Below are 25,322 nucleotides of genomic sequence, written 5' to 3'. Positions count from 1 at the left end.
CGATGAGGTTTTAGATGCGTAAAATTAAAGGGTTACGTTGGTATATGATCGCACTGGTGACGCTCGGCACCGTGCTGGGCTACCTCACGCGTAACACCGTGGCAGCCGCCGCGCCCACGTTGATGGAAGAGCTGCACATCTCCACGCAGCAATACTCCTACATCATTGCCGCCTACTCCGCGGCTTATACCATCATGCAGCCTGTTGCAGGCTATGTGCTGGACATTCTCGGTACCAAAATCGGTTATGCCTTCTTCGCCATCGCCTGGGCGGTATTCTGCGGTGCAACGGCGCTGGCAGGCAGTTGGGGTGGCCTGGCGCTGGCACGCGGCGCGGTAGGTGCGGCGGAAGCGGCGATGATCCCGGCAGGGCTGAAAGCCAGCTCTGAATGGTTCCCGGCAAAAGAGCGTTCTATTGCGGTCGGTTACTTCAACGTCGGCTCGTCCATCGGGGCGATGATTGCCCCTCCTCTGGTGGTGTGGGCCATCGTCATGCACAGCTGGCAGATGGCGTTTATTATCTCTGGCGTACTGAGCTTTGCCTGGGCCATGGCGTGGCTGGTGTTCTATAAACACCCGCGTGACCAGAAAAAACTGTCTGAAGAAGAACGCGAGTACATCATTGGCGGTCAGGAAGCGCAGCACCAGACCAACAACGGCAAAAAAATGTCCGTCTGGCAGATCCTGGGGACCCGTCAGTTCTGGGGTATCGCGCTGCCACGTTTCCTGGCTGAACCAGCCTGGGGCACCTTTAACGCCTGGATCCCGCTGTTCATGTTTAAGGTCTATGGCTTTAACCTGAAAGAGATCGCCATGTTCGCCTGGATGCCCATGCTGTTCGCTGACCTGGGCTGTATCGTGGGTGGTTACCTGCCGCCACTGTTCCAGCGCTGGTTTGGGGTGAACCTGATTGTTTCCCGTAAGATGGTGGTGACCATGGGCGCACTGCTGATGATTGGCCCGGGGATGATCGGCCTGTTCACCAGCCCGTACGTGGCTATCGCCCTGCTGTGCATCGGTGGTTTTGCACACCAGTCGCTCTCCGGTGCGCTGATTACCCTCTCGTCTGACGTGTTCGGCCGTAACGAAGTGGCAACGGCCAACGGCCTGACCGGGATGGCCGCCTGGACCGCAAGTACCCTGTTTGCGCTGGTGGTGGGTGCGCTGGCGGATACCATCGGTTTCAGCCCGCTGTTTGCGGTACTGGCTATCTTCGACCTGATGGGGGCAGTCGTTATCTGGACGGTGCTGAAAAGCAAATCTGCCGACGAACTGGCGAAAGAGTCCCTCGGGGGACCGGCGACGCAGAGTTAGCATTGCTGTGCCGGGTGGCGCTGCGCTTACCCGAGCTATAAAACCAGCCGCCTCCGGGCGGCTTTTTTAATGGCAAAATCTGGAGAGTGGCATGCAAAAGTGGTATAACAAATCATCCGCCGTACCCTGCCTGGAGCGCATATGGAAATCACCGAACCACGTCGTTTATATCAACAACTTGCTGCCGAGCTGAAAGATCGCATCGAGCAAGGGGTCTATCTTGTCGGTGACAAACTCCCCGCTGAGCGCTTCATAGCCGATGAAAAAAACGTGAGCCGCACCGTGGTGCGTGAAGCGATCATCATGCTCGAAGTGGAAGGTTACGTTGAGGTTCGCAAAGGTTCCGGCATTCATGTGATTTCTAATCAGCCTAAACACTCTCCTGTTGCGGACGAAAGCCTGGAATTTGCCAGCTATGGTCCGTTTGAGCTGCTCCAGGCCCGCCAGCTCATTGAAAGCAACATTGCGGAATTTGCGGCAACCCAGGTGACCAAGCAGGACATCATGAAACTGATGGAGATCCAGGAGAACGCCCGCAAGGAAAAATGTTTCCGCGATTCGGAGTGGGATCTGCAGTTCCACGTTCAGGTGGCACTGGCAACGCAAAATACCGCGCTGGCCGCAATTGTAGAAAAAATGTGGACTCAGCGCGTTCACAACCCGTACTGGAAAAAACTGCACGATCATATCGATTCACGTACGGTGGATAACTGGTGTGACGATCACGACCAAATCCTCAAGGCGCTGATTCGTAAAGATCCCCACGCCGCGAAACTGGCCATGTGGCAGCACCTCGAGAACACCAAGCAGATGCTGTTCAATGAGACAAGTGACGACTTCGAATTTAACGCCGACCGTTATCTTTTTGCGGATAATCCTGTCGTTCACCTCGATACCGCGTCAAGTCAGGCAAAATAGTTTGCCTCCGTGCTGGCAGGCGCTTCGCTGCGCCTTCCCGCGCTTATGGGTAAGCAAAACATATATAGTGTCAGCCTTTGTAAATCCCCTCGCTCACTTCCAGGGCTTACGCCAAAATCATCACACCCTGCAAATTCTGTGACGCAGAACGTTGGGCTTTGTTACAATTGGATTCAATTCCTTATTTTGTAAGTTAGTGCTTGCTAACCAGCCAATTAACAGGGAACAGTGTTGGCCACACCGCAATGTGTCCGCGAGCGACCATAATGAAATCACAACAATGTCGCCGTGCTGTTTGTCCCGGATAACAGGCGTGACGTTAACCGATTTCCAGGAACACTGAATGGAACTTTTGACCCAACTACTGAATGCCCTCTGGGCTCAGGATTTCGAAACGCTGGCCAACCCTTCCATGATTGGCATGCTCTATTTTGTCCTGTTTATGATCCTGTTCCTTGAGAACGGTCTGCTGCCTGCGGCCTTTTTGCCAGGCGACAGTTTGCTGGTGCTGGTCGGCGTGCTGTGTGCCAAAGGGGCGATGGCGTTTCCGCAAACCATTTTTTTACTGACCGTCGCCGCCAGCCTCGGCTGCTGGGTGAGCTACATCCAGGGACGATGGCTTGGCAATACGCGGATCGTGCAGAACTGGCTTTCGCACCTTCCGGCGCATTATCACCAGCGGGCGCACCATCTTTTCCATAAGCACGGCCTTTCCGCACTGCTGATTGGCCGCTTTATTGCGTTTGTACGTACTTTGTTGCCGACCATCGCGGGTCTGTCAGGTCTCAGCAGCACTCGCTTCCAGTTCTTTAACTGGATGAGTGGCCTGCTGTGGGTGCTGATCCTCACCACGCTGGGCTATGCGCTGGGTAAAACGCCGGTCTTCATGAAGTATGAAGATCAGCTGATGTCATGCCTGATGCTGCTGCCTGTCGTCCTGCTGGTCTTCGGCCTGATCGGTTCGCTGGTTGTCCTGTGGAAGAAAAAATACGGAGCCAGGAGCTAACCATGGTTATCTCAGCGCTCTCCCTGCGTCGTTGTGCGTACGCACTGATCGCCCTGGTGCTTATCAGCGCCATGCTTCTGGTCTGGAGCGCGCTTTCGCATCAGGAATCTACGCTGGCCATTCGCCCGGTTAATCAGGGTGTCAGCGTACCGGATGGGTTTTCTGTCTGGCACCATCTGGATGCCAACGGGATCCGCTTTAAAAGTATCACCCCACAAAATGATGTGTTACTGATCAAGTTTGACTCCCGTGCGCAGAGCGCGGCCGCGAAAGTGGTTCTTGACCGCACGCTGCCGCAGGGATACATCATTGCCCAGCAGGACGATGACAGCCGGCCAGCGGCCTGGCTGTCGCTGATTCGCGATACGTCGCATCGATTTGGATAATTACCAGGATTCCGAATCTTTTCACTCACTTTGGTGAATCCCCCGTTTACTTACTATGCTTAAGTACGCGGAGCACCCCTCAAATGTTCTCCGCTTAGTCTGGATAGCGGCGTATGCCGCAACACAATGGAAGGTTTCGATAATGAAATTCCGCATTACTCTGGCTTTGGCCCTTTTATCTTTAAGCACTGCCTCCTTCGCCACTTCTCTCTGTCAGGAGAAAGAGCAGGATATTCAGCGTGAGATCGGTTATGCCGAAAAGCACAACAATCAGCATCGTGTTGAGGGGCTGAAAAAAGCGCTGAGCGAAGTGAAAGCGAACTGTTCAGACAGCCAACTGCGTGCCGATCACCAGAAAAAAATCGCTGAACAGAAGGACGAGATAACCGAGCGTCGTCACGACCTGCAGGAAGCGAAAGAGAAAGGGGATGCGGAAAAAATTGCCAAGCGCGAGAGAAAGCTGAAAGAAGCGCAGGACGACCTGAAAGCGCTGGAAGCTCGCGATTATTGAGTTAACGGAAATCTCAACAGGAGAAAATCATGTCAAAAGATACGACGTCTGAACATCTGCGCGCTGAACTGAAATCCCTGGCTGACACCCTTGAAGAGGTGCTGAACTCCTCCGCCGATAAGTCAAAAGAAGAGGTCAGCAAATTGCGCAGTAAAGCGGAGCAAGCGCTGAAAGAGAGCCGTTATCGCCTGGGTGAAACCGGTGATGCGCTGGCAAAACAGACCCGTGAAGCCGCAGCGCGTGCTGACGAATATGTTCGCGATAATCCGTGGACGGGTGTCGGTATTGGTGCCGCAATCGGTGTGGTACTGGGCGTACTGCTGACGCGTCGTTGATATGGAAGATCCTCGTCACGCACAAGGGCCTGCTAACAACGTCCTCGGCATCGGCCAGCGTATCTTAACGACGCTGGTCGGGATTGCCGAAACGCGCGTCCGGCTGGCAGTGGTAGAGCTGGAAGAGGAGAAAGCCAACCTCTTCCAGATGCTGCTGATGCTTGGACTGACCATGCTCTTCGCCGCGTTTGGTCTGATGAGCCTGATGGTACTCATCATCTGGGCCATCGATCCGCAATATCGACTCAACGCGATGATTGCCACCACCGTCGTTTTGCTGGTTGCAGCACTGATTGGCGGTATCTGGACGATGCGCAAAGCGCGTAAGTCCACTTTCCTGCGCCATACGCGCCAGGAGCTGGCGAACGATCGCGCTCTGCTGGAGGATGACAAGCCGTGAGCGATAAAGCCGAACGTGAAAAGCGAAAAGCCTTTCTGTTAAGTCAGATCCAGCAGCAACGGCTGGATCTGTCTGCCAGCCGTCGCGACTGGATTGACGCGACGCGTCGGTTTGACCGTGGCTGGAACACCTTCCTGAGCCTGCGTTCCTGGGCTCTGGTTGGCAGCAGTGTGATGGCAATCTGGACGATCCGTCATCCGAATATGCTGATCCGTTGGGCCCGACGCGGCTTTGGTGCCTGGAGCGCCTGGCGCCTGGTGAAAGCGACGATTCGCCAGCAGCAGCTTCGGTGATAAAAGCAAAACGGTAACCCTGGTTACCGTTTTTTGTTTTTACGCCCTCTCCCTGTGGGAGAGGGTTGGGGTGAGGGCACCAGCGCGCTCCTGCCCTTACTCAATATCTTTGAAAAAGATTGACAGTTTTCCTTGCTAACAATCGCCAACCGTCACGTTTATGATGCTCTCCATCGACAGCAAAGACGCGGTATCTACCCGAATTTGCAGACAAATAATGTTCAGCCGCTGATGTGGTTTCCTGGAGAGTAAAATGAAAAAATTAGAAGATGTTGGTGTACTGGTAGCACGTATTCTGATGCCAATTCTGTTCATCGTTGCAGGTTGGGGCAAAATCACCGGTTATGCAGGTACCCAGCAGTATATGGAAGCCATGGGTGTTCCGGGCTTTATGCTGCCACTGACCATTCTGCTTGAGTTCGGCGGCGGCCTGGCGGTACTGTTCGGCTTCCTGACCCGTACCACGGCGCTGTTTACTGCGGGCTTCACCCTGCTGACGGCGTTCATCTTCCACAGCAATTTTGCTGAAGGCGTGAACTCCCTGATGTTCATGAAAAACCTGACCATCGCGGGTGGCTTCCTGCTGCTGGCTGTCACCGGCCCGGGCGCATACAGCATCGACCGCGTTCTGAATAAGAAATGGTAAGCACGCTATACTGAATAAACACAAAGCGAGGAGACCTCTCCTCGCTTTTGCTATCTGACGGAGGAGAAAAAAATGGGACAACTCGTAGACGGCGTCTGGCAGGATGTCTGGTATGACACCAAATCCACCGGTGGACGCTTCAAGCGCTCTGTTTCGGCCTTCCGTAACTGGCTTACCGCCGATGGTGCTGCCGGCCCGAGTGGCGAAGGTGGCTTTGCGGCCGAGAAAGATCGTTATCACCTCTATGTTTCCCTCGCCTGCCCATGGGCGCACCGCACGCTGATTGTGCGCAAGCTGAAAGGCCTCGAATCCTTAATTCCGGTGTCGGTGGTGAACCCGCTAATGCTGGAAAACGGCTGGACGTTCGACCGTGATTTCCCTGCTGCGACGGGTGATGAACTGTATCATCACGATTTCCTCTACCAGCTTTATCTGCGCGCCGACCCGCACTACACCGGGCGCGTCACCGTACCGGTTCTGTGGGATAAGAAAAACCAGACGATTGTCAGCAATGAGTCTGCGGAGATCATCCGCATGTTCAACACCGCCTTCGACGCCCATGGCGCGCGCGCCGGGGATTACTATCCGGTTGAGCTGCGAGACAAAATCGATGAGCTGAACAGCTGGATTTACGACAACGTTAATAACGGCGTTTACAAGGCCGGTTTTGCCACCAGCCAGGAAGCCTACGACGAAGCGGTTGGAAAAGTCTTTGAATCTCTTGAGCGTCTGGAGCAGATCCTCGGCCAGCACCGCTATCTGACGGGCGATCGTCTGACGGAAGCGGATATCCGCCTGTGGACGACGCTGGTTCGCTTTGATCCGGTCTATGTCACCCACTTTAAGTGTGACAAACACCGCATCAGCGATTATCTGAACCTGTATGGTTTCCTGCGCGACATCTACCAGATGCCGGGAATTGCCGAAACGGTCGATTTTGACCATATCCGCACCCACTATTTCCGCAGCCACAAAACCATTAACCCGACGGGTATTATCTCCATCGGGCCGTGGCAGGATCTGAATGAACCCCACGGGCGCGACGTTCGTTTTGGATAAATATTAAGGGCATCGTGAGATGCCCTTTTTTAATTCACAATCTCCATCTATCCTTACCTCGATCGCTTAGAAAACAAGTGATTGACTGATAAATGAGGCAAGGAAATGGATTGGTATTTAAACGTACTGCGCAACTACATTGGATTTGGTGGCCGCGCGCGCCGCAAAGAGTACTGGATGTTCATTCTGGTGAACTTCATTTTTGCTCTGGTGCTGAGCATCGTGGATAAAATTCTGGGCTGGGAGTGGGCGAGTGGGGAAGGCGTCCTTACATCGATTTATGCCATCTTTATTCTTCTGCCGTCCTGGGCCGTACAGTTCCGCCGGCTTCACGACACAGATCGTTCCGCATGGTGGTTACTGCTGCTGTTAATTCCGGTAGTGGGGTGGATTGTGATTTTAATCTTCAACTGTCAGAGCGGGACGCCGGGTGAAAACCGCTTTGGTCCGGATCCGAAGATCGGCGCGTAAATTTATGCCCGATGGCGCTTAGGCACATCGGGCTTACTCTTTTATTTGTTGTGATGCGCAAAGAGCTTTGGAATTTCTCGCAAACACCACGACTTCGCTTCGCCCATGCTGTCGCGACGCCACGCCATAATGATATCCACTTCGCTGGTGTACTCCGGGCTGACAACGCGCAGACGCCCTTCAGCAATGTCTTTTTCAACAAACGGATACGGCATGGTCGCTACGCCCAGTCCTGCCAGCAATGCCTGGCGCTTATCTTCCAGCGATGTGACCGTCAGACGCGGCTGTTTATCCAGCAACTGCACCGTTAGCACCGGACGTTCGCGCGCGGTATCCGCAACCGCCACGCCCCTGTACTTCACGCGCGTCACTTCAGAAAGCGGCTCCGGCTCCTGGTGAATCGGGTGATTTGGCGCGGCAACGTAAACGTTCATCACGCTGTAGAGTTTGCGGGAGTTGATCTCAGACGATGAACGGAAGTGCATATCCGGCGCAATCACGATATCCGCCCTGCCCGTCTCCAGACGCTCCCACGCGCCTGCCAGCACCTCGGTGATGATTGAAAGCTGCGTGTTCGCTTTGTCTGCCAGCCTGTCCACCAGCGGGAATAACGCCTCGGTAGGCACCAGAGCCTCAGTGACCAGCGTCAGGTGGGTTTCCCAGCCGCGTGCCAGCGCCTCGGCGTCCGTCGTCAGTTTATCCGCGGCTTCCAGCAGTACGCGACCACGTTCCAGCAGCATCCGTCCAACGTTCGTGAATTTTGTTCGATGACCGGAACGGTCAAAGAGCACCACGTCCAGCTCTTCCTCCAGCTTTTGCATGGTATAGCTGAGCGCAGACGGAACGCGCCCCAGTTCATCTGCCGCGGCGGCAAAGCTGCCACGCCTGTCAATCGCGTCCATGACGCGAAGCGCCTCAAGCGTCAATGCTCTCTCTTTAGCCATCTCGTTCTCATTCAGGAAATTTGAACATACCGGGCAGAATATCTGGCTAACAATGAAGCGTCCATACCTTTACCATTGTTTTAGTGTAAAGAGAGGTCAAGTTTATGATTACGACAAGAACAGCTAAACAGTGCGGACAAGCCGATTTCGGTTGGCTGCAGGCCCGCTACACCTTTTCCTTTGGACACTACTTTGACCCTAAACTCCTCGGTTACGCTTCACTGCGCGTGTTAAATCAGGAAGTACTCGCCCCGGGTGCCTCCTTCCAGCCGCGTACGTATCCGAAAGTCGATATCCTGAACCTGATCCTGGAAGGCGAGGCAGAATACCGCGATAGCGAGGGCAATCATGTCCAGGCAAAGGCTGGCGAAGCGCTGTTAATTTCCACGCAGCCGGGCATTAGCTATAGCGAGCATAATCTCAGCAAAGACAAAACGCTGACCCGCATGCAGTTGTGGCTGGATGCCTGCCCTGAGCGGGAAAATCCGCTGGTGCAAAAAATCGATCTGCAGAGCGAAAAGCAACAGCTGATCGCTTCTCCGGACGGGAGCAAAGGCAGCCTGCAACTGCGTCAGCAGGTGTGGCTGCACCATATTGAACTGAAGAAAGGTGAACAGGCGAGCTTCCAGCTTCATGGCCCGCGCGCCTACCTGCAATCGATTCACGGTACGGTGCATGCGGTAACGCACACGGAAGAGAAAGAGGCGCTCACCTGCGGCGACGGGGCATTTATTCGTGATGAAGCGAATATTACGCTGGTGGCCGATACGCCGCTGCGTGCGCTGCTGATTGATTTGCCGGTGTAGAGAATGCCCTCACCCTAACCCTCTCCCACAGGGAGAGGGAACCGATCGAGCCCCTGAACTCGCTATACCTTACTCGCCATAATCTCAATAATCTGCCGGTCCGTTGCCTGCATTGAGCGGCACGCTAACGCGCACAGGTTCGAGATAGACTGTTCCACATCGTGCGCCACAATCCCTTCATTGCCCGTCACGGCAGACTCATCCAGCGCCATCATCACCGCTTTCCAGGCACTGCTGACGCTGGTTGAGACTTTCATCGCGCAGCTGTTGGATGCACCGTCGCAAATCATCCCGCTGACGTCACCGATCATACTGCTGATGGCCATCGCGATCGTTTGATAGTTTCCCCCCATCAGCCAGGCCATGCCGGCTGCCGCCCCCATCGCTGCGGTTGTCGCAGCGCACAGCGCCGACAGGCGCGGAAGCTGGGCGTGGATATAGATCGCCGAAAGATGGGACAGCATCAGCGCTCTGGCCAACCGTTCCTCATCAGCCTGAACGTGCTCCGCCACAACCACTACCGGCATGGTGGCGGTGATCCCCTGATTGCCGGACCCCGAATTGCTCATCGCCGGAAGCGTAGCACCGCCCATTCGGGCGTCAGAGGCCGCGCTGGTGCGGATAACAATGTCCGAGCCAACATCCTTCGCCATCCATCCGCGCATGCGCTGCTTATTCAGCGTCGCGCCAATATGCAGCCCCCATTTTCCGCTCAGCCCTTCACGAGAAAGGGCATCGTTAAGCTGCCCCGCCTGCAGAATAAAGCGGATCGCCTCACACGGAACCTGCTCCACGAACGTGAGGATCGCCGACAGCGTGGTGTGAGAGAACACCTCCAGCGGATCGTCACCCGCCTCTCCCGGCTGTTCATCACGGGTGAAGCGTGTTTCGCCCTCACAGACCACCTCCACCACGCGAGTATGCCCGCCTGCGATGGTCACCATGGCCGAGGCCTCTCCGGCATAAACACAGGCGCGCGAATAGAGGATTTCCTCGCACGGCACCTGCAGTTTCACCTGGACCTGACCCGCATTGAGCAGGGCTTTGGCGCGTTCCAGCGCATCGGCTGACGCCCCTTTTAGCACCTCCAGCCCGGCGCGGGCATTCCCGCCCGTCGCTCCCAGCGCCGCCGCAATGGGTAGCCCGACCATGCCGGTGCCGGGTACCGTTACGCCAAGCCCGTTTTTCATCAGATTGGGCGATACCCATGCTTCAATGCGCGTTACCTCACCGGGCAGGTGCTCAGCGGCTATCGCACAGGCCAGCGCCAGAGAGATGGGTTCAGTGCACCCCAACGCAGGTTTAACCTCTTCCTGCACCGCGCGAATAAAATGATTCCATAAAGGGTTAGTTTGCTCAGACATCGTTACGACCTTAATTGCTCCTCAGGAGAATGCGAGGAAAGGAGAAACACAAAGCAGCAGCCCGGTAATGATGATAATCACCAGTGATACGCCTTTATATTTATGCAGAGCGGGTACCTTGTAGACCAGCCATGCAGGGATCAGACAGCCCACCATGCCGAAGATGGGGCTGCAAATAGACGTGAAGCTCAGCACCGGCGCGTTTAACACAATCGCGCTCCAGGCCAGCAGGATGGCGAACAGCATAATCCCACGCTGGACGGTGTTTTCATTGATTTTCTCTGCCGGCATTTTGCGACGCAGGATGTTCATCACGATGCCCTGCGTGGCCTCGCGAAAGCCAAGATAGACGCCGAAGAAGGCCGTCATAACAGCAAAGATATTGAGGATCACGCTGACAATTTTGACCCAGCCCGCACCCTCTCCGCTGATAAACTGCGCCGCAATCGCCAGCGCTGAGATGTTCTGCTCATAGGCTTTGACCGCTTCATCGTGCCCCATCGCCAGTGTGAAGGAGACGGCGTAGAAGAATACCGTCACAAACAGCACGCCAAAGGCGATATTCATGGCCCGTAGCGCTTTATGACGCGCCACCTCAACGGACTTTTCCCGTGAACGGTAGGAGATCACCATCGGGCTTAAGGTCTGAATAAACAGAATTGAGGTTAAGGTAAAGGGAAGCGTAATGATGGCATTTTTAATCAGCAGCCCCATAGGCGGCAGCATGCCTACGTTGGCTAAATGCCAGAGGCCAATCATCGACAAGCCCAGCGCGGCAACCACAAATAGCTTGGTCAACACCATCAGGCTGGAGACTTTAAACAGCAGCTTTTCACCGCGGGAAGAGATGGCCACCAGAATACAGATCAGCACTAACCCGTAGAACGGGTTTTCTGAGAGTAGCCCGTCGGTAATGCCAAAGGTTTGCAAATAAGAGGCGCTGTCGTTGGTAATGGCGGTGGAATAGACAAACATCCAGATGACCAGCATCACAAAATAGAGTGCGCCTAATAAGATGCCCCAGTTTTTCCCGAGATATCCGCTAATGACGCTCGGATAATCTTTGCATTCCGGTGATTCCGCCAGCGTATTAATAAACAGGCGCTGGAATAAATACATCGCCGGATATCCAATCACGGACGAGAGCAAAAAGACCCACAGCCCCATTAATCCGACCTGCACCGGGAGAAAAACAATCCCCGCGCCGATGGCCATCCCGATACTCATGATGACCCAGCCCGTATCGGTACTGTCGAACTTGATCGCCTCGCGCCATTCGCTCTCACGCATTCCCGCCCGCCTTGCCGCGGGGGAATCATTCACAATCACACTGCTGTTTGTAGCCGTATCCATAAGGCACTCGCTTTTTTGTAGGGTAAGACATTGTTTTTATGTTGTTCTTATCGCCAGCGATAGCGAGTAAGAGGAGTGCAGGTGCGTATTATTGGTGTGGGAAAATAGTAACCGGAGCGAAGGAGAAAAAAGTCACAAGATAAATAAGGATATTCTTTTTTTAGAGGAAATTTTGCTTCGTGGTGAGGCTTTTTAGCGAGTAATTTCTAAAAGTGACGGCAATCAAGAAATAAATACCCGCGTCATGCGCGGGTACGACATTACTCTGCCAGCGCGTTAGCCATATCGGTTCTGATCTGTTTACGCTGTTCCGGCGTCAATACCTGGCTGACGTCGAAGTAATATTTCACGCGATAATAACGGGTTTGCTCCTCAATTTTACTGAAAGCGGCAAGCTGGCTTTTCACCGTACTTTCATCCCATTTACCCGCCTGGAACATGTCGATCAGTGCGCCGTTCTTCACGCCGGTCATCGGGATCATGCTGACATTTTGTTCCAGCTGTTTGTGGAGATCGTCAATCTTCTTAACCTGGTCATTGCTGAGCTTCAGGTGCTGTACCAGCGGATCCTGCGATGGAGCTGGAGCAGCTTCCACATTTGCGGCCTGCGCCGTGAAACTGCATGCCATCAGAGACGCAGCGACCACAGCAATACGGGTCATTTTCATCATCTTACTGTCCTTACATTCTGTTAGCGGGAAAAGCAGGAGCATTGTTTTTCAAGAGCGGATGAATATGTGTGAGTAATTATATAAACAATTTTGTATGTTTAGCGGGCTTGTTTATTTATCCCCTTCTCTTCATGCCCTATACCGCTATTCTCACTTAATAAGATCATGCATTTACAATAAATTTGCGTTATGTAACCATCCCGATTTAACCACACATAAAATCAGGTCTTTGTTATGGATAACTGGCTGGTGCTTTTCGACGGACAGACCCGCTACACCCTGGAGATAAACGACTCACCCGTCACGCCCGACGTGCTGCGCTTTCAGGGCCGCGAGGCGCTCAGCGAGCCCTTTCGCTGGACCATCGATTTCACCACCCTGCAGAACAATCTCGCCCCTGAAGACGTGCTGATGAAATACGCCACCCTGCGGATGCGCAGCGGCAAGGCGGTGCACGGCATCATCACCCGCCTGGAGTGGATTTCCACCACCGCTGACCAGTCTCATTACCAGGTGGTGCTCAGTTCCCGTCTGGCGCTGCTCAGCCGCACCCGCCAGTGCCGCATTTTCCAGCACCAGCCGGTGCCGGAGGTGGTGGAGCAGGTACTGCGCCAGCATGGATTTGAAGGCGCAGATTTCGATTTCCGTCTGGAGCGTATATACCCGGTGCGGGAGCTGATTACCCAGTGGCGGGAGACGGACCTCGAATTTATTCAGCGCATACTTTCAGAGGTGGGGATTTTCTGGCGCACGGAAATGGACGAGGCGCGCGGGCTGGATATATATATTTTTGCCGACAGCCAGCTGAACTACCGGTTTGACGTACGCCTGCCGTACTGCGAGCCGTCCGGGCTGTATGACGGGGCACAGGAGTCGGTGTGGGACGTGCGCACCCGGTATAAGGTGGTGCCGGGCATGGTCAGCGTACGGGATTACAACTACCGTACCGCCGGAACACCGGTGGACGCCACGGTGAGCGTGCGCAGTGACGCGGTGACCACCGGAGAGCACTACCGCTACGCAGAGCCTTACCGGGAGGCGGGCGACGATGCTGACCCGGAGCCGGAGACCGAATCCGGTGCCTTTTATGCCCGTATCCACCATGAGCGGGAGCTGAACGCCTCGGCGCGTGTTCATCTGGAGAGTAACGCCGCCGGCCTGCTGCCGGGCCAGGTGCTGGAGCCGCAGGGCGAGGTGATTCGTGCGCTGCAGGAGGGCGTGGTCATCACGGAGGTGAAGTACCACGCCGCCCGCGACACCCGCCTGCACGTGTCCGTCGACGGGATGCCGTACACGGAACGTTACTGCTTCCGCCCGGCGGAAACAGCGCGCCCGGAGGTACACGGTACGTTGCCTGCCCGCATCGAGAGCCGGGAGAAGCACGACATCTGCGCGCACCTGGATGAACAGGGGCGCTACCGCGTCAGGCTGGATTTCGACCGGGACGAGGCAGAGCAGGGATTCGCGTATCTGTGGCTGCGGATGGCGAAGCCGTACAGCGGTGGGACGTACGGCTGGCACATGCCACTGACCGACGGCACCGAAGTGGCCATCGCGTACAGCAACGGCGACATCGACCTGCCGTATATCTCCCACGCCCTGCACGATTCTGAACACCCGGACCACGTCACCCGCGACAACCACACCCGCAATGTGCTGCGCACGCCCGCGAACAATAAGCTGCGCATGGAGGACCGGCGCGGCGAGGAGCATATCAAACTCGCCACGGAGTACGGCAAAACCCAGCTGAATACCGGGCATCTGGTGGATGCGCAGGCGAAACCCCGTGGCAAGGGGTTTGAACTCAGAACCGATGAGTATGGCGTGATTCGCGTCGCAAAAGGGCTGTTTATCACCGCGGACGGGCAGCAGAAGGCGGCGGGTGAAGTACTGGAGATGGAGACCGCCCTGAAGGAAATCGACGTCTGCCTGCAGCAGCTCCGGCAACTGGAGAAGGCGGCGGAGCAGGCGCAGGCGCTGAAGGCGGACATTGACAGCCAGATACAGATGTTTGACAAGCGCCTGAAGCCGCTGAATGAAACCCTGCTGTTCTCCGCGCCGGAAGGAATGGCATTCACCAGCGGTGAGCATATGCAGATGACCGCCGCGAAGAATGTTGCCATTAACGCCGGAGGCGATATCAGCACCGGCGTCACGGGCAACATGACGGCGCTGGCGGGAGAAAAGCTCGGGCTGTTCGCCAGAACGGGTCAGCTGAGCCTGAAAGCCAGCGAAGGCCCGGTGGAGATGCAGGCGCAGAACGGGAAGATGGCGCTGTTTGCAGAGAAAAAGCTGACGATGAGCTCAGCGAGTGACATCTCGTTTGCCGGGAAGAAACGCATCACGCTGACTGGCGGCGGGAGCTACCTGCGGCTGGAGGCGGGGAAGATTGAGTACGGCACCCTGGGGACATACCTGCGCCGGGTGAAAAGGACGATGGCGGCGGGGGCGGCTTCACAACAGCCGGAAATGCCCTGGCTTGCCGCTCCGGTTAAATACTCTGCCGCTGCACTGATGCAGTATCTGTATCACGACGATGCCCCGGTAGTGGGCGCGCCTTTCACAGCGACTCTGGCCGATGGCGTTGTCAGGAAGGGTAACCTTGACGGCGCGGGATATCTGCATCTGGAAGACGTTCCGCCGGGGAGTGTGCAGGTGGAGTTCGGGCCGGATACCCGGAATTATTTACGAAAAAATAAAACTGAGAATCAACAGTTCACCGGAACCTCTCTGAGCGAGGCAGATATTGACTCACTGATAGCAAAACACAGCGGAGGTGTGGAATGAGCGGGATGAGTGCCGCCTGGTTTAAGGAAACCAGCCTGGAAACCGGACAGTGGATCTGGGGTACGCTTCAGGGGGCATTTAATGAAAAACAGACCATCGGGCAGATCATCGTTGATGCGGCGATCGGCATGATCCCGCTGGTCGGTGATGTGACGGCAGTGCGCGATCTGATTGCTGTTTCGATGGGACTGGCAAAAGAACCGAAGAAACGGGAAAGCGTGAGTGAATGGGTATTTCTGGTAATCCTGCTGTTTGCGCTAATCCCGGTAATTGGCGGCGTGATAAAAGGTGTTGGACGTCTGGCCCTGCGTGTGACAACAAAAGCAGCAGAGAATGTGGAAACCCTTGGGGCTGTGATTAAGTTTCTGAACCGTATCGGCGAAGGTGATGCGGTGAAGTGGCTGAATAAGCTGAATGTCGTTGAGTATCAGGCGCAGTTGATTGAAAAGATGAGTGATTTTTGCAACACGATGATCACCGTAATCAATCAGATCCTGAAGGCCCGGGTCGGGCAGATGCTGCCGGAGAAATGGCAGGCGGACTTACTCTGGGTACGGGATGGTTTTGCGGCACTGCAACCGCTGGCGGCGAAAATGATCCCACAGGCGCTGAAAGAACTGGATGCGAAACTGCGGGTGTTGCAGGCGCTGGTGTACAAAGGAGAAATCCATACCATAGCAACGGGAACAGGACGCGCTGAAGTCCGGCGTGAGGCTGAGGCGTATTTGATTGAACGCCCGCTGCGGGAAGCGCCGAAGCAGGGGACGCGGTATCCGAGTGTTCATGCCGAGGAGCGACATGAAATGACATTGCGGCGGAAATATTCAAAAGCTGGTTACCCGGATTTATTCGCCCGACTTCCGGAGAAAAGCCCGGCATTTGGTAAGTCGTTAGTCTACGCCAATATCGCTTCTTTCAGCGGTGAAATTACTGCCAAAAGCGCCCGTGAGATGGGCGGTAGCACGATTTTTCGTGCTTTTGGTAATCCGACTGATTTAGCGCCCTATGGCTCGTGGGCTGCTGGTGGATTCTGGGGCTACCAGAAAGTATCGGGCAGTGCAGAAGAGTGGCGGCAGTTATCAGCAGTCCTGGATGAGTGGAACGGTAACGGCTTTTTAGTGGTGCTGCACCTACCGGAAGATCTGGCGAACCGTATGCCGGGTTCTAACGCCTGGCACGGTAAGATCGCCGAACAGTTCGGGAAAGAGATTCCCGCCCAGTATCTGCAAGGCGGGGGCGAGCAGGTGATTATTAATCTGGATGAGATGCTGAAACAGGAACTGAATCGGGTTGGTGAGCAGGTGAAAGCTACCGGCAGGGTAGCCAGTACTGACATTAACGGCGTAAAAGCTGAGTTTTATCCGACGGGCTGGCAAGACGTGGAAGGTGTTCACGGTTACAGCAAGCCCGAGGGAATTGAACCGCCCTATGCCACCACTACCCGGGATCTGCATGATGATGAACTGCGCAGCAAGGTGGTGGACAGAACGATTGTTAATGCAGCTCGTATTGAGCGCCAGACCACTACAGGAAGTGAGCAATGATTACGATTGAAAAAACAAAATACCCGATGAGTGATGACCAGGTACGCCGCCGATTGTTCTGGCTGCTACAACGACTGAGCAGTTACACCCTGTGGCAGCGCAAACGGGATGCCTGGGCATATTTTGTGCAGAAATATGAAGAGGCACTGAAAACTTGGCCGGAGGATAAATCGGCGGGTTTTCATCCAAAGAATATTATCTGGGCCTATGATGCCCTGCGTCTTTATGACGAAGGGTTACCGGAACTGGCGACAGGTAACCGGCAGGTATGGCAAATTAATACAGGGGTATTTGATCAGCTTGACCGACCGATAGATTTAATTAATTCATTTTTTTATTTGCCTTGTCATGAACGCGGAGGTCAAGAGGAATCGTATCCACCTGAAATAGAAATATTGAATAAATTAAAAAATGCTGCAGAATTCAGAGGAGACAATCTGCTGTATCCGCCGCATGATAATAGTTGTAATATTCTTGATGCAGCATATTTACTGGACCCGGTGAAATATAACCATCATTTTAAGATGTTGCCTTATCCGGTTTTCCCGAAAAAACTCCCCCCCGTTCCTGAGCATAGCGATATCATTATTAAAACCGATGACCCGGTTCCCTGTGACGGTATATGGGAGCCAGTAAAAATTCAGTACAGCCATAAGTTACTGGTGATTAAAGATGGTATTAGTGGATTTAAAAACCTCGGTGCTTATAACTATTTTATCCGTGGCATGAATGCCCCCCGCCAGGTTTATTACGATGTGTTGATTGAAAGTGATAAAGAAATGGTGATATCCGATAATCCCATCCGTCATCGTGATGTTCACTGGCGTCTGGTCTGGGAAGATACCCGCTACTGTGACGGCATTATTCCTGATGAATCAGAATATTTTCTGGATGATGCGCCAAGTAAACATATTACCTGCGCAAGTGGGGAACGTTGCCCGCATTCAGGCCGCTGGGCGACCATAACCGGAGGGCATCAGCAGTTTACTGATATTCAGGCCGGGCAGTTGATGCCGGAAGCGACAAAATATCAGAGCGATATGTACGCGGCTGAAATTCATCTTCCGGCGATATGGAGCCTTTTAAACCGGGAGGACGGAGGCAGTGTTTATATAAAACCAGGAGATGATTAAATACTGGTTTTCGCTATGGGCAACTGGCTGGCGCTGTTTGACGGACAGCCCTGTTATCATCTGGAGATTAACGACAGCTCGGTAAAACTCGATGCACTGAACTTCACCGGGAATGAAGCCCTGAGCGAGCCATTTCAATGGGGAATCGACTTCACCACCCCACAGAACAATCTCGCCCCGGAACAGGTGCTGATGAAATACGCCACCCTGCGGATGCGCAGCGGGAAGGCGGTGCACGACATTATCACCCGCCTGGAGTGGATTTCCACCACCGCTGACCAGTCGCATTACCAGGTGGTGCTCAGTTCCCGTCTGGCGCTGCTCAGCCGCACCCGCCAGTGCCGCATTTTCCAGCACCAGCCGGTGCCGGAGGTGGTGGAGCAGGTACTGCGCCAGCATGGACTTGAAGGCGCAGATTTCGATTTCCGTCTGGAGCGTGTGTACCCGGTGCGGGAGCTGATTACCCAGTGGCGGGAGACGGACCTCGAATTTATTCAGCGCATACTGTCAGAGGTGGGGATTTTCTGGCGCACGGAAATGGACGAGGCGCGCGGGCTGGATATTTATATTTTTGCCGACAGCCAGCTGAACTACCGGTTTGACGTACGCCTGCCGTACAGCGAGCCGTCCGGGCTGTATGACGGGGCACAGGAGTCGGTGTGGGACGTGCGCACCCGGTATAAGGTGGTGCCGGGCATGGTCAGCGTACGGGATTACAACTACCGTACCGCCGGAACACCGATGGACGCCACGGTGAGCGTGCGCAGTGACGCGATGACCACCGGAGAGCGTTTGAAAAGCGCCTGAAGCCGCTGAATGAAACCCTGCTGTTCTCCGCGCCGGAAGGGATGGCATTCACCAGCGGTGAGCACCTGCAGATGACGGCCACAAAAAACGTTGCCATCAACGCCGGAGGCGATATCAGCACCGGCGTCACGGGCAACATGACGGCGCTGGCGGGAGAAAAGCTCGGGCTGTTCGCCAGAACGGGTCAGCTGAGCCTGAAAGCCAGCGAAGGCCCGGTGGAGATGCAGGCGCAGAACGGGAAAATGGCGCTGTTTGCAGAGAAGAAGCTGACGATGAGCTCGGCGAGCGACATCTCGTTTGCGGGGAAAAAGCGCATCACGCTGATTGGCGGCGGGAGCTACCTGCGGCTGGAGGCGGGGAAGATTGAGTACGGCACCCTGGGGACGTACCTGCGGCGGACAAATCGGACGATGGCGGCGGCACCAGCCACAATGCCGTTAAAGATGCCCCGGCTGGGCACCTCGTATATCTATTCCGCAATCTATCAGTTACAGGATGAGCAGAGCACCCTTCTGGCAGGTAAACCCTACAGGCTCACAACACCTTCCGGGCAGACTGCGACAGGTTATACCGATGACGAAGGGAAAACGGTGCCCGTATATACCCGCAATCAGGAAAACGTCGAACTACACGTTGTGCAGAAAAAACCGCAGCCACAGGAAACGCTGTGGTTTATCGGTGACGGCTCAGAGCAACAAATGGAAACTGAACTCAGGGAGCAGCCATAATGGAACTACCGGATTTACCCACATCGCCTGACTCGCCCGATATTCCCTCGGGCAAAAACAACCAGCCGTGGGACTGTACCACCACCGGCGTCGAGATGGTGGAGAAGCAGTCGCAGCTGCCGACTGAGAACAACCGTCAGTATCTGCATATCAAGGTTGAATATGCGATGCGCTTTCCTCGCCTGTCGGCAAAAATTCGTCGCAACAACAAAAGCTATCAGATGAGCCTAAAGCAGCTGATGATGAGTGGACTCATCCGCGCAGATGAAATCGCGGCACAATACTACTGGTGGTACAAAGCGGAAGTACCGTTTGATATCCGCACCACGCCGCCCCGCCCTTATCTCAGCAGTACGCAGACAGGGCCGGGCAGACGGCATACCACCAATCCTTTTCCCGAACCGGGAAAAGGCATTTATCGCCGTCCGGACGTGATTATTGTGAAGAACAAGCATGACCGCTGGCCGGGGCTTGCGGGGCCAGATACCGAGGGAGTGATGCATGCGGATAATCTGGAGCGGCTGGTGGAGGTTAAATTTCCGGAGGATGAGTTTAAGCAAGGGCAGTACGATGACTATATGCTGATTGTTGGCGGGCCAGGAAATGAAGAACGAATGACTATCCTGGAGATCCACGACTGCCGCCCACAGGAGCAGCAGTGGAGCGACCAGGTGGTCAACGTAACCCTGCAGAACTGGGTGAAAAGCGGGGCGAAATACTGGCCGCTGTTCCTCTATCCCCCCATTTTTACCCCGCGTCCGCCAGATGTGCCAGCGCCTGCCCGAATCCAGCCGTGGACCTATGTGGGTGATACCGTTGCCGATCTCAGTGAAGGAGCCATACGCGGCATCGCCGAAGGCTGGAGTGCGCTGTCAAAAGAGATGCAGCAGAAACTCCAGCGCGCTGCGGGCTGGCTGAACGACAGCGGCGAGTGGGTCTATTTGCAGGGCAGCCAGGCATGGCGCTGGGCCAGCCGGACCGGTCTTGTGGTGGCCTCCTGGACGGACGCGCAGCTGCGTGCCGCCTGGCGGGAGATCCAGCAGGCGACTGATATGACGCTTGAGATGTTAAACCAGGTGGACTGGGTTCAGGTGCTAACCGATGCGGCTACCGCCATAGGGGTCATACTGGTGGCGGTCTGCGTTGGGGTGCTGGTAGTGACGCTGGGTATCCCGGAAGCCATTATCGGTGCCTTTTTACTGATTGTACGCCTGGCGATAAGCGCCTGGGGGGCGCTGGCAGCGGTCCTCGGCGCAGGAACCGTGGCGGTAGCCCAATAATAGGGAGTGAAGATGTTAAAGGATCTGGAACTAAACTATATCGAAAAATGGCTGCCGGAAGCATCGGTGAAATACAAAGACGGCAGCCCGGCGGTCAATCTCGGGCTGATTATCACCGTATTTTTTAAAAACGGCCATACGCCGGATGTCCGCCGCAAAATGGTGGAATGTGTGGATCGTTATTACGAGGAGTTTAAGCTGTATCTGAAGAAAACCATGGCACCGAAGTGGGTTGGCATTACAGATAAAAACTATCAGAAAAAACGGCAGCAGATCCTGGACTCAACGCCTGAGGAGATCTTTTCCTGGTATTTGGGAAGCGTCGATACGGATTACCATGCTCCGGATTATGAAATTCTTATTATGGGAAAACGTATATTCCACAATGAAAATAACCGCTCCGTTATTAAACTGATTTTTCCCCTTTCCCTGTTAAAAGAGCCGGACGGTAAGGAACGGTATGAATCCTGGCTGGTGTGGTTATGTAACACTTTTAAAGTTGAAAGCGGCTATGCAGGACTGTCATTTATTCTGCCCTATGCCTTTGAACGGATGTTCCCATATGAGTATGCCCTGGCACAGCGCTTTTCCGGTGTAATGGTGGACTCTCTGGGCACACTGGAAGGCGGGGAGGCGGTTGAAGGACTCAAGGGTGCCTGCTGGTACACTATTCTGGGTACGCCGTGGCTGGAAAAGCTCGGAGGAAAAGGCACAGTCACACGCCGCCTGGTGAAAACACCGGAAATCAGCCTGCTCCCCTATTGCAACGGGGTCATTATGAAAGCCGGTGAGTTACCTCCGTCACTGGGGGAAAAGCAGACGGAAAGCCTTCCTCCCTTACTGGTAAAAGTGAACCAGATTATTCGCCCGATTCGTTATGACGGGCATAAGGGGCTGCATTTCTATTCAGAATACGAAAATCACCAGTTTGATGAAGTATCCTCCATGAAGTGGTTTGCCCGCTTCGATGAGGCCAGCGCCCTGCTGGAATGAAAAAGCCCCCTTTTTATTAAGGGGGCTGAATGACATATTTTACATCGCCTGCGTAAACGTCCTTGAAATCACATCCTGCTGCTGCTCGCGCGTCAGGGCATTAAACCGCACCGCATACCCCGAAACGCGGATCGTCAGGTTCGGGTAATTTTCCGGGTGCTCAATGGCGTCCAGCAGCATTTCCCGGTTCATGACGTTGACGTTCAGATGCTGCCCGCCCTCGATGGCTGTTTCGTGGTGGAAGTACCCGTCCAGCAGCCCCACAAGGTTGGTTTTGCGTACCAGCTCGTCCTTGCCCAGCGCCTGCGGCACGATGGAGAAGGTGTAAGAGATCCCATCCTTGGCGTAGGTGAACGGCAACTTGGCAACCGAGGTTAACGACGCCACTGCCCCTTTTCTGTCACGTCCGTGCATTGGGTTGGCACCCGGCGCAAACGGCGTGCCGCCCCGGCGTCCGTCTGGCGTGTTGCCGGTCTTCTGGCCGTACACCACGTTCGAGGTGATGGTCAGGATCGACTGGGTCGGCACCGCGTTACGATAGGTTGGTAACGCCTGAATTTTCTTCATAAAGCGCTCCACCAGGTCACAGGCGATGCTGTCCACGCGATCGTCGTTGTTACCGTACTGCGGATAATCCCCTTCAATGACAAAATCGACCGCCAGACCGGTATGGTCGCGCACCGGTTTCACCGTCGCATATTTAATGGCCGACAGGGAATCGGCGGCCACCGACAGTCCGGCGATACCGCAGGCCATGGTGCGGTAGACGTCCCGATCGTGCAGCGCCATCAGCGAGGCTTCGTAGCTGTACTTATCATGCATGTAGTGAATGAGATTCAGCGCACTGATGTACTGTACCGCCAGCCAGTCCATAAAGTGATCCAGGCTCGCCATCACGGTGTCGTAGTCCAGCACCTCGTCCAGCAGCGGCGCGGTTTTCGGCCCGACCTGGATCTTCAGCTTCTCATCCACCCCGCCGTTGATCGCATACAGCAGCGTTTTGGCGAGGTTGGCGCGGGCACCAAAGAACTGCATCTGCTTGCCGATCACCATCGGGCTGACGCAGCAGGCAATGGCGTAGTCGTCGCTGTTGAAGTCGGCACGCATCAGATCGTCGTTCTCATACTGCAGCGACGAGGTGACAATCGAGACCTGCGCGGCGTATTTCTTGAACGCGATCGGCAGTTGTTCAGACCACAGGATCGTCAGGTTTGGCTCTGGCGCAGGCCCCATGGTGTGCAGCGTGTGCAGATAGCGGAAGCTGTTTTTGGTCACCAGCGTGCGGCCGTCCAGCCCCATTCCGCCAATCACCTCCGTCGCCCAGATCGGATCGCCAGAGAAGAGCGTGTCGAACTCCGGCGTACGCAGGAAACGCACCATGCGGATCTTCATGATGAAGTGGTCGATAAGCTCCTGGGCCTGTACCTCGCTAAGGCGTCCGGCCTGCATATCGCGTTCAATGTAGATATCGAGGAATGACGCGGTACGCCCCAGCGACATCGCCCCACCGTTCTGGGATTTCACCGCGGCCAGGTAGGCAAAGTACAGCCACTGCACCGCTTCCTGCGCGTTCATCGCCGGACGCGAGATATCAAAGCCGTAGTTCGCCGCCATCTGCTGGATCTGCAGCAGCGCGCGCTTATGCTCCGCCAGCTCTTCGCGCAGGCGGATCGTCGCCTCCAGATCCTCGCCGCGTTCCAGTCTCGGCTGCAGATCCGCGAACTGCAGTTCACGCTCACGCACCAGATAGCTGATGCCGTACAGCGCCACGCGGCGGTAGTCGCCGATGATGCGCCCGCGTCCGTAGCCGTCCGGCAACCCGGTCAGTACGCCCGATTTACGGCAACGCATCATCTCCGGTGAGTAGACGTCAAACACGCCCTGGTTATGGGTTTTACGCAGGTCGGTAAACAGGTATTCGAACTGCGGATCCATCTCGCGGCCGTAGGCTTCGAACGAGCTGCGGATCATGTTGATCCCACCATACGGATGCAGGGCACGCTTGAGCGGCTTATCGGTTTGCAGGCCGACGATGGTCTCCAGCTCCCGGTCGATATAGCCCGGTCCGTGAGCGGTAATGGTAGTGGCGATGTTGGTATCGAAATCCACCGGGGCGTGGGTGGCATTTTCCTGGCGAATCCCCACCATCACCTTTTGCCACAGCGCCGTCGTTGCTGGCGTCGCCTGCGCGAGGAAAGTTTCGTCGCCTTCATAAGGGGTGTAGTTATGCTGAATAAAATCGCGCACGTTAACGGCGTCTTTCCATTCTTCACCGCGAAACCCGGCCCATGCGTCGCTGTAAGGCGCAACGCGCGTATCAATCATTACTTTCATGAGATTCTCGCTCTGTCAGGCGTAAGCCGCAGCCGGGGTAACCTTCCCAAGACGGAGGGCGTCCAGCGCGATCATTTTTTCTTCATTGGTAGGGATCACCGCACACGCCACGCGGGACGTATCGGCGCTGATGATGCGTTCACCCGCGCTGCCAGGCAGGGCGTTGCGGGTCTCGTCGAGGATGAGGCCAAAGACCTTGAGATGTTCTGCTACCAGCCTGCGGATGAGCGTAGAGTTCTCGCCAATCCCTCCGGTAAACACCACCCCGTCCAGGCGATGCAGCGACGCCGCGTGGCCGGCGATATGCCGTGCAATGCGGTGCACAAAGGTATTTATCGCCAGCTGCGCCCGCGGATTTCCCTCGCGCCAGGCTTTTTCCAGCGTCCTGAGATCGGCGGAAATCCCGGAGATCCCCAGCAAGCCAGATTCTTTGTTAACCACACGCTCCAGATCCTCGAACGACTGGCCGGTTTGCTGGGCAATCCACGCCATCGCGCCAAAATCCACGTCACCACAGCGCGTGCCCATCATCAGCCCTTCCAGCGGCGTCATCCCCATCGAGGTATCAACGCTTTTGCCATTACGAACCGCGCAAATCGACGCGCCATTACCCAAGTGGGCAATCACTAACCCGCTGTCGTCCGGCGAAAGCCCGAGAAGCGTATGCGCCTGCCCGGCAACGTAGCGGTGGGAAGTGCCGTGAAAACCGTAGCGCCGCACGCCCAGCTCCTCAAAGTAACGGTACGGCAACCCGTACAGATACGCCTGCGGCGGCAACGTCTGATGGAAACTGGTGTCAAACACCGCTACCTGCTGAACGTTAGGGAACAGGCGTTCCGCCGCTTCTACACCGCTTAAGTTGGCGTAGTTGTGCAGTGGTGCCAGAGAAGAAACCTGGCGGATCTCGTTGATAACCTGCTCCGTGATAAGGGTCGACTCGCTGAAGCGTTCACCGCCGTGGGCAATGCGGTGGCCAATTAAGGCCACGCTGCTCATCAGGTCACGCTTCTCCAGCTCCAGGGCGATGGCAGCCAGCGCCCCTTCGTAGTCATGGTGAGCCAGTGTGGCTGGCTCACCCCCGTTCACGGAAATAAAGGCTTTTTCAGTGTTGATACCGTCGGCAATGCCCGTCATCAGGGCATCGCAGCTGCTGGCATCGAGCACTGAAAACTTAACAGAGGACGAACCGCAGTTAATAACCAGTACAACCGGAAACTCAATCATGGTGTGACTCCGCTCT

22 protein-coding genes and 2 pseudogenes are annotated in these 25,322 nt (G+C 55.4%); 18 read left to right on the top strand and 6 right to left on the bottom strand.

The window, feature by feature from the left end; all coding sequences use genetic code 11:
- The first annotated feature begins 14 nt into the window (after positions 1 to 14).
- The 11 genes from PUZ33_RS04170 (at position 15) to PUZ33_RS04120 (ending at position 7,338) form a co-directional block, all read left to right on the top strand.
- A complete protein-coding gene (locus PUZ33_RS04170) occupies positions 15 to 1,313 on the top strand; it encodes an MFS transporter (RefSeq protein WP_013098861.1) in 1,299 nt (432 codons plus the stop codon).
- 141 nt (positions 1,314 to 1,454) lie between these two features.
- On the top strand, positions 1,455 to 2,231 hold the full coding sequence (exuR, locus tag PUZ33_RS04165; RefSeq protein WP_013098862.1) for a transcriptional regulator ExuR: 777 nt from the start codon (positions 1,455 to 1,457) through the stop codon (positions 2,229 to 2,231).
- A 343-nt stretch (positions 2,232 to 2,574) separates the two neighbouring features.
- The gene (gene yqjA / locus PUZ33_RS04160; protein WP_013098863.1) at positions 2,575 to 3,237 is read left to right on the top strand and encodes a DedA family general envelope maintenance protein YqjA; all 663 of its coding nucleotides are present in this window, start codon (positions 2,575 to 2,577) and stop codon (positions 3,235 to 3,237) included.
- A 2-nt stretch (positions 3,238 to 3,239) separates the two neighbouring features.
- Entirely contained in the window at positions 3,240 to 3,623 is a 384-nt protein-coding gene (mzrA, locus tag PUZ33_RS04155; RefSeq protein ID WP_020689389.1) for an EnvZ/OmpR regulon moderator MzrA, read from the top strand.
- 142 nt (positions 3,624 to 3,765) lie between these two features.
- Positions 3,766 to 4,134 carry a DUF1090 domain-containing protein gene (locus PUZ33_RS04150; protein ID WP_013098865.1) on the top strand — a complete coding sequence of 123 codons (369 nt, stop codon included), beginning with the start codon at positions 3,766 to 3,768 and terminating at the stop codon, positions 4,132 to 4,134.
- 29 nt (positions 4,135 to 4,163) lie between these two features.
- Complete coding sequence (locus tag PUZ33_RS04145; protein ID WP_013098866.1) at positions 4,164 to 4,469, top strand: DUF883 family protein; 306 nt, start codon at positions 4,164 to 4,166, stop codon at positions 4,467 to 4,469.
- A gap of 1 nt (position 4,470) precedes the next feature.
- Positions 4,471 to 4,869, top strand: a complete 399-nt coding sequence (locus tag PUZ33_RS04140; RefSeq protein WP_013098867.1) for a phage holin family protein — start codon at positions 4,471 to 4,473, stop codon at positions 4,867 to 4,869.
- Positions 4,866 to 5,162 (top strand): YqjK-like family protein, encoded by a 297-nt coding sequence (locus tag PUZ33_RS04135; protein WP_013098868.1) that lies wholly within the window; start codon positions 4,866 to 4,868, stop codon positions 5,160 to 5,162. The genes PUZ33_RS04140 and PUZ33_RS04135 overlap by 4 nt, the downstream gene beginning before the upstream one ends.
- A gap of 253 nt (positions 5,163 to 5,415) precedes the next feature.
- Positions 5,416 to 5,808 carry a DoxX family protein gene (locus tag PUZ33_RS04130; protein ID WP_013098869.1) on the top strand — a complete coding sequence of 131 codons (393 nt, stop codon included), beginning with the start codon at positions 5,416 to 5,418 and terminating at the stop codon, positions 5,806 to 5,808.
- A 72-nt stretch (positions 5,809 to 5,880) separates the two neighbouring features.
- Positions 5,881 to 6,867, top strand: coding sequence for a glutathione S-transferase family protein (locus PUZ33_RS04125; RefSeq protein ID WP_029883513.1), 987 nt, complete (start codon positions 5,881 to 5,883; stop codon positions 6,865 to 6,867).
- A 105-nt stretch (positions 6,868 to 6,972) separates the two neighbouring features.
- Positions 6,973 to 7,338: a DUF805 domain-containing protein gene (locus PUZ33_RS04120; protein WP_013098871.1), complete on the top strand. Its 366-nt coding sequence runs from the start codon at positions 6,973 to 6,975 to the stop codon at positions 7,336 to 7,338.
- A gap of 41 nt (positions 7,339 to 7,379) precedes the next feature.
- Here PUZ33_RS04120 and PUZ33_RS04115 read toward each other — a convergent pair whose 3' ends face one another.
- Positions 7,380 to 8,282, bottom strand: a complete 903-nt coding sequence (locus PUZ33_RS04115; RefSeq protein WP_014885334.1) for a LysR family transcriptional regulator — start codon at positions 8,280 to 8,282, stop codon at positions 7,380 to 7,382.
- A 104-nt stretch (positions 8,283 to 8,386) separates the two neighbouring features.
- Between PUZ33_RS04115 and PUZ33_RS04110 the strand changes: the two genes are divergently transcribed.
- Positions 8,387 to 9,088, top strand: a complete 702-nt coding sequence (locus PUZ33_RS04110; protein WP_013098873.1) for a pirin family protein — start codon at positions 8,387 to 8,389, stop codon at positions 9,086 to 9,088.
- A gap of 62 nt (positions 9,089 to 9,150) precedes the next feature.
- Here PUZ33_RS04110 and PUZ33_RS04105 read toward each other — a convergent pair whose 3' ends face one another.
- The 3 genes from PUZ33_RS04105 to PUZ33_RS04095 form a co-directional block, all read right to left on the bottom strand.
- On the bottom strand, positions 9,151 to 10,452 hold the full coding sequence (locus PUZ33_RS04105) for an L-cysteine desulfidase family protein (protein ID WP_058681006.1): 1,302 nt from the start codon (positions 10,450 to 10,452) through the stop codon (positions 9,151 to 9,153).
- Positions 10,453 to 10,473: 21 nt separating this feature from the next.
- The gene (locus tag PUZ33_RS04100) at positions 10,474 to 11,805 is read right to left on the bottom strand and encodes an amino acid permease (protein ID WP_023621437.1); all 1,332 of its coding nucleotides are present in this window, start codon (positions 11,803 to 11,805) and stop codon (positions 10,474 to 10,476) included.
- A 260-nt stretch (positions 11,806 to 12,065) separates the two neighbouring features.
- Positions 12,066 to 12,476, bottom strand: coding sequence for a Spy/CpxP family protein refolding chaperone (locus PUZ33_RS04095; RefSeq protein WP_020689383.1), 411 nt, complete (start codon positions 12,474 to 12,476; stop codon positions 12,066 to 12,068).
- Between the two features lie 234 nt (positions 12,477 to 12,710).
- Between PUZ33_RS04095 and PUZ33_RS04090 the strand changes: the two genes are divergently transcribed.
- The 6 genes and pseudogenes from PUZ33_RS04090 to PUZ33_RS04065 all read left to right on the top strand — a co-directional run.
- A complete protein-coding gene (locus PUZ33_RS04090; RefSeq protein ID WP_274205298.1) occupies positions 12,711 to 15,263 on the top strand; it encodes a type VI secretion system Vgr family protein in 2,553 nt (850 codons plus the stop codon).
- Entirely contained in the window at positions 15,260 to 16,807 is a 1,548-nt protein-coding gene (locus PUZ33_RS04085; protein WP_058680272.1) for a hypothetical protein, read from the top strand. The genes PUZ33_RS04090 and PUZ33_RS04085 overlap by 4 nt, the downstream gene beginning before the upstream one ends.
- Positions 16,804 to 17,940, top strand: a complete 1,137-nt coding sequence (locus PUZ33_RS04080) for an Imm72 family immunity protein (RefSeq protein ID WP_058680271.1) — start codon at positions 16,804 to 16,806, stop codon at positions 17,938 to 17,940. Before PUZ33_RS04085 ends, PUZ33_RS04080 begins: the two co-directional genes overlap by 4 nt.
- Positions 17,941 to 17,955: 15 nt before the next feature.
- Positions 17,956 to 19,475 (top strand): annotated as a pseudogene (gene vgrG / locus PUZ33_RS04075) (type VI secretion system tip protein VgrG).
- Positions 19,475 to 20,755 (top strand): VRR-NUC domain-containing protein, encoded by a 1,281-nt coding sequence (locus PUZ33_RS04070; RefSeq protein ID WP_058680268.1) that lies wholly within the window; start codon positions 19,475 to 19,477, stop codon positions 20,753 to 20,755. Before vgrG ends, PUZ33_RS04070 begins: the two are co-directional and overlap by 1 nt.
- 12 nt (positions 20,756 to 20,767) lie before the next feature.
- Positions 20,768 to 21,745, top strand: a pseudogene (locus PUZ33_RS04065) (DUF3396 domain-containing protein); the annotation flags it as partial.
- Positions 21,746 to 21,787: 42 nt separating this feature from the next.
- Here the strand turns inward: PUZ33_RS04065 and pflB are convergent.
- Together pflB and tdcD are read right to left on the bottom strand one after the other, a co-directional pair.
- Complete coding sequence (gene pflB, locus PUZ33_RS04060; RefSeq protein ID WP_058680266.1) at positions 21,788 to 24,082, bottom strand: formate C-acetyltransferase; 2,295 nt, start codon at positions 24,080 to 24,082, stop codon at positions 21,788 to 21,790.
- Positions 24,083 to 24,097: 15 nt separating this feature from the next.
- A complete protein-coding gene (gene tdcD, locus PUZ33_RS04055) occupies positions 24,098 to 25,306 on the bottom strand; it encodes a propionate kinase (RefSeq protein ID WP_058680265.1) in 1,209 nt (402 codons plus the stop codon).
- Positions 25,307 to 25,322 lie beyond the last annotated feature (16 nt).

Source organism: Enterobacter cloacae complex sp. 2022EL-00981 (assembly GCF_028737495.1).
GTDB classification, from domain to species: Bacteria; Pseudomonadota; Gammaproteobacteria; order Enterobacterales; family Enterobacteriaceae; genus Enterobacter; species Enterobacter cloacae.
Note: the sequence above shows the minus strand (reverse complement) of the source record. Positions and strands in the feature narration are given on the sequence as shown.

Excerpts from the sequence above, each read along its gene's own strand:
- PUZ33_RS04115 (WP_014885334.1), bottom strand. The coding sequence starts at position 8,282 with ATGGCTAAAGAGAGAGCATTGACGCTTGAGGCGCTTCGCGTCATGGAC.
- tdcD (WP_058680265.1), bottom strand. The coding sequence starts at position 25,306 with ATGATTGAGTTTCCGGTTGTACTGGTTATTAACTGCGGTTCGTCCTCT.
- PUZ33_RS04090 (WP_274205298.1), top strand. The coding sequence starts at position 12,711 with ATGGATAACTGGCTGGTGCTTTTCGACGGACAGACCCGCTACACCCTG.
- mzrA (WP_020689389.1), top strand. The coding sequence starts at position 3,240 with ATGGTTATCTCAGCGCTCTCCCTGCGTCGTTGTGCGTACGCACTGATC.
- PUZ33_RS04150 (WP_013098865.1), top strand. The coding sequence starts at position 3,766 with ATGAAATTCCGCATTACTCTGGCTTTGGCCCTTTTATCTTTAAGCACT.
- PUZ33_RS04095 (WP_020689383.1), bottom strand. The coding sequence starts at position 12,476 with ATGATGAAAATGACCCGTATTGCTGTGGTCGCTGCGTCTCTGATGGCA.
- PUZ33_RS04105 (WP_058681006.1), bottom strand. The coding sequence starts at position 10,452 with ATGTCTGAGCAAACTAACCCTTTATGGAATCATTTTATTCGCGCGGTG.
- PUZ33_RS04170 (WP_013098861.1), top strand. The coding sequence starts at position 15 with ATGCGTAAAATTAAAGGGTTACGTTGGTATATGATCGCACTGGTGACG.
- PUZ33_RS04140 (WP_013098867.1), top strand. The coding sequence starts at position 4,471 with ATGGAAGATCCTCGTCACGCACAAGGGCCTGCTAACAACGTCCTCGGC.
- PUZ33_RS04110 (WP_013098873.1), top strand. The coding sequence starts at position 8,387 with ATGATTACGACAAGAACAGCTAAACAGTGCGGACAAGCCGATTTCGGT.
- PUZ33_RS04085 (WP_058680272.1), top strand. The coding sequence starts at position 15,260 with ATGAGCGGGATGAGTGCCGCCTGGTTTAAGGAAACCAGCCTGGAAACC.
- PUZ33_RS04120 (WP_013098871.1), top strand. The coding sequence starts at position 6,973 with ATGGATTGGTATTTAAACGTACTGCGCAACTACATTGGATTTGGTGGC.
- PUZ33_RS04080 (WP_058680271.1), top strand. The coding sequence starts at position 16,804 with ATGATTACGATTGAAAAAACAAAATACCCGATGAGTGATGACCAGGTA.
- PUZ33_RS04070 (WP_058680268.1), top strand. The coding sequence starts at position 19,475 with ATGGAACTACCGGATTTACCCACATCGCCTGACTCGCCCGATATTCCC.
- yqjA (WP_013098863.1), top strand. The coding sequence starts at position 2,575 with ATGGAACTTTTGACCCAACTACTGAATGCCCTCTGGGCTCAGGATTTC.
- PUZ33_RS04130 (WP_013098869.1), top strand. The coding sequence starts at position 5,416 with ATGAAAAAATTAGAAGATGTTGGTGTACTGGTAGCACGTATTCTGATG.
- exuR (WP_013098862.1), top strand. The coding sequence starts at position 1,455 with ATGGAAATCACCGAACCACGTCGTTTATATCAACAACTTGCTGCCGAG.
- PUZ33_RS04145 (WP_013098866.1), top strand. The coding sequence starts at position 4,164 with ATGTCAAAAGATACGACGTCTGAACATCTGCGCGCTGAACTGAAATCC.
- PUZ33_RS04125 (WP_029883513.1), top strand. The coding sequence starts at position 5,881 with ATGGGACAACTCGTAGACGGCGTCTGGCAGGATGTCTGGTATGACACC.
- pflB (WP_058680266.1), bottom strand. The coding sequence starts at position 24,082 with ATGAAAGTAATGATTGATACGCGCGTTGCGCCTTACAGCGACGCATGG.
- PUZ33_RS04100 (WP_023621437.1), bottom strand. The coding sequence starts at position 11,805 with ATGGATACGGCTACAAACAGCAGTGTGATTGTGAATGATTCCCCCGCG.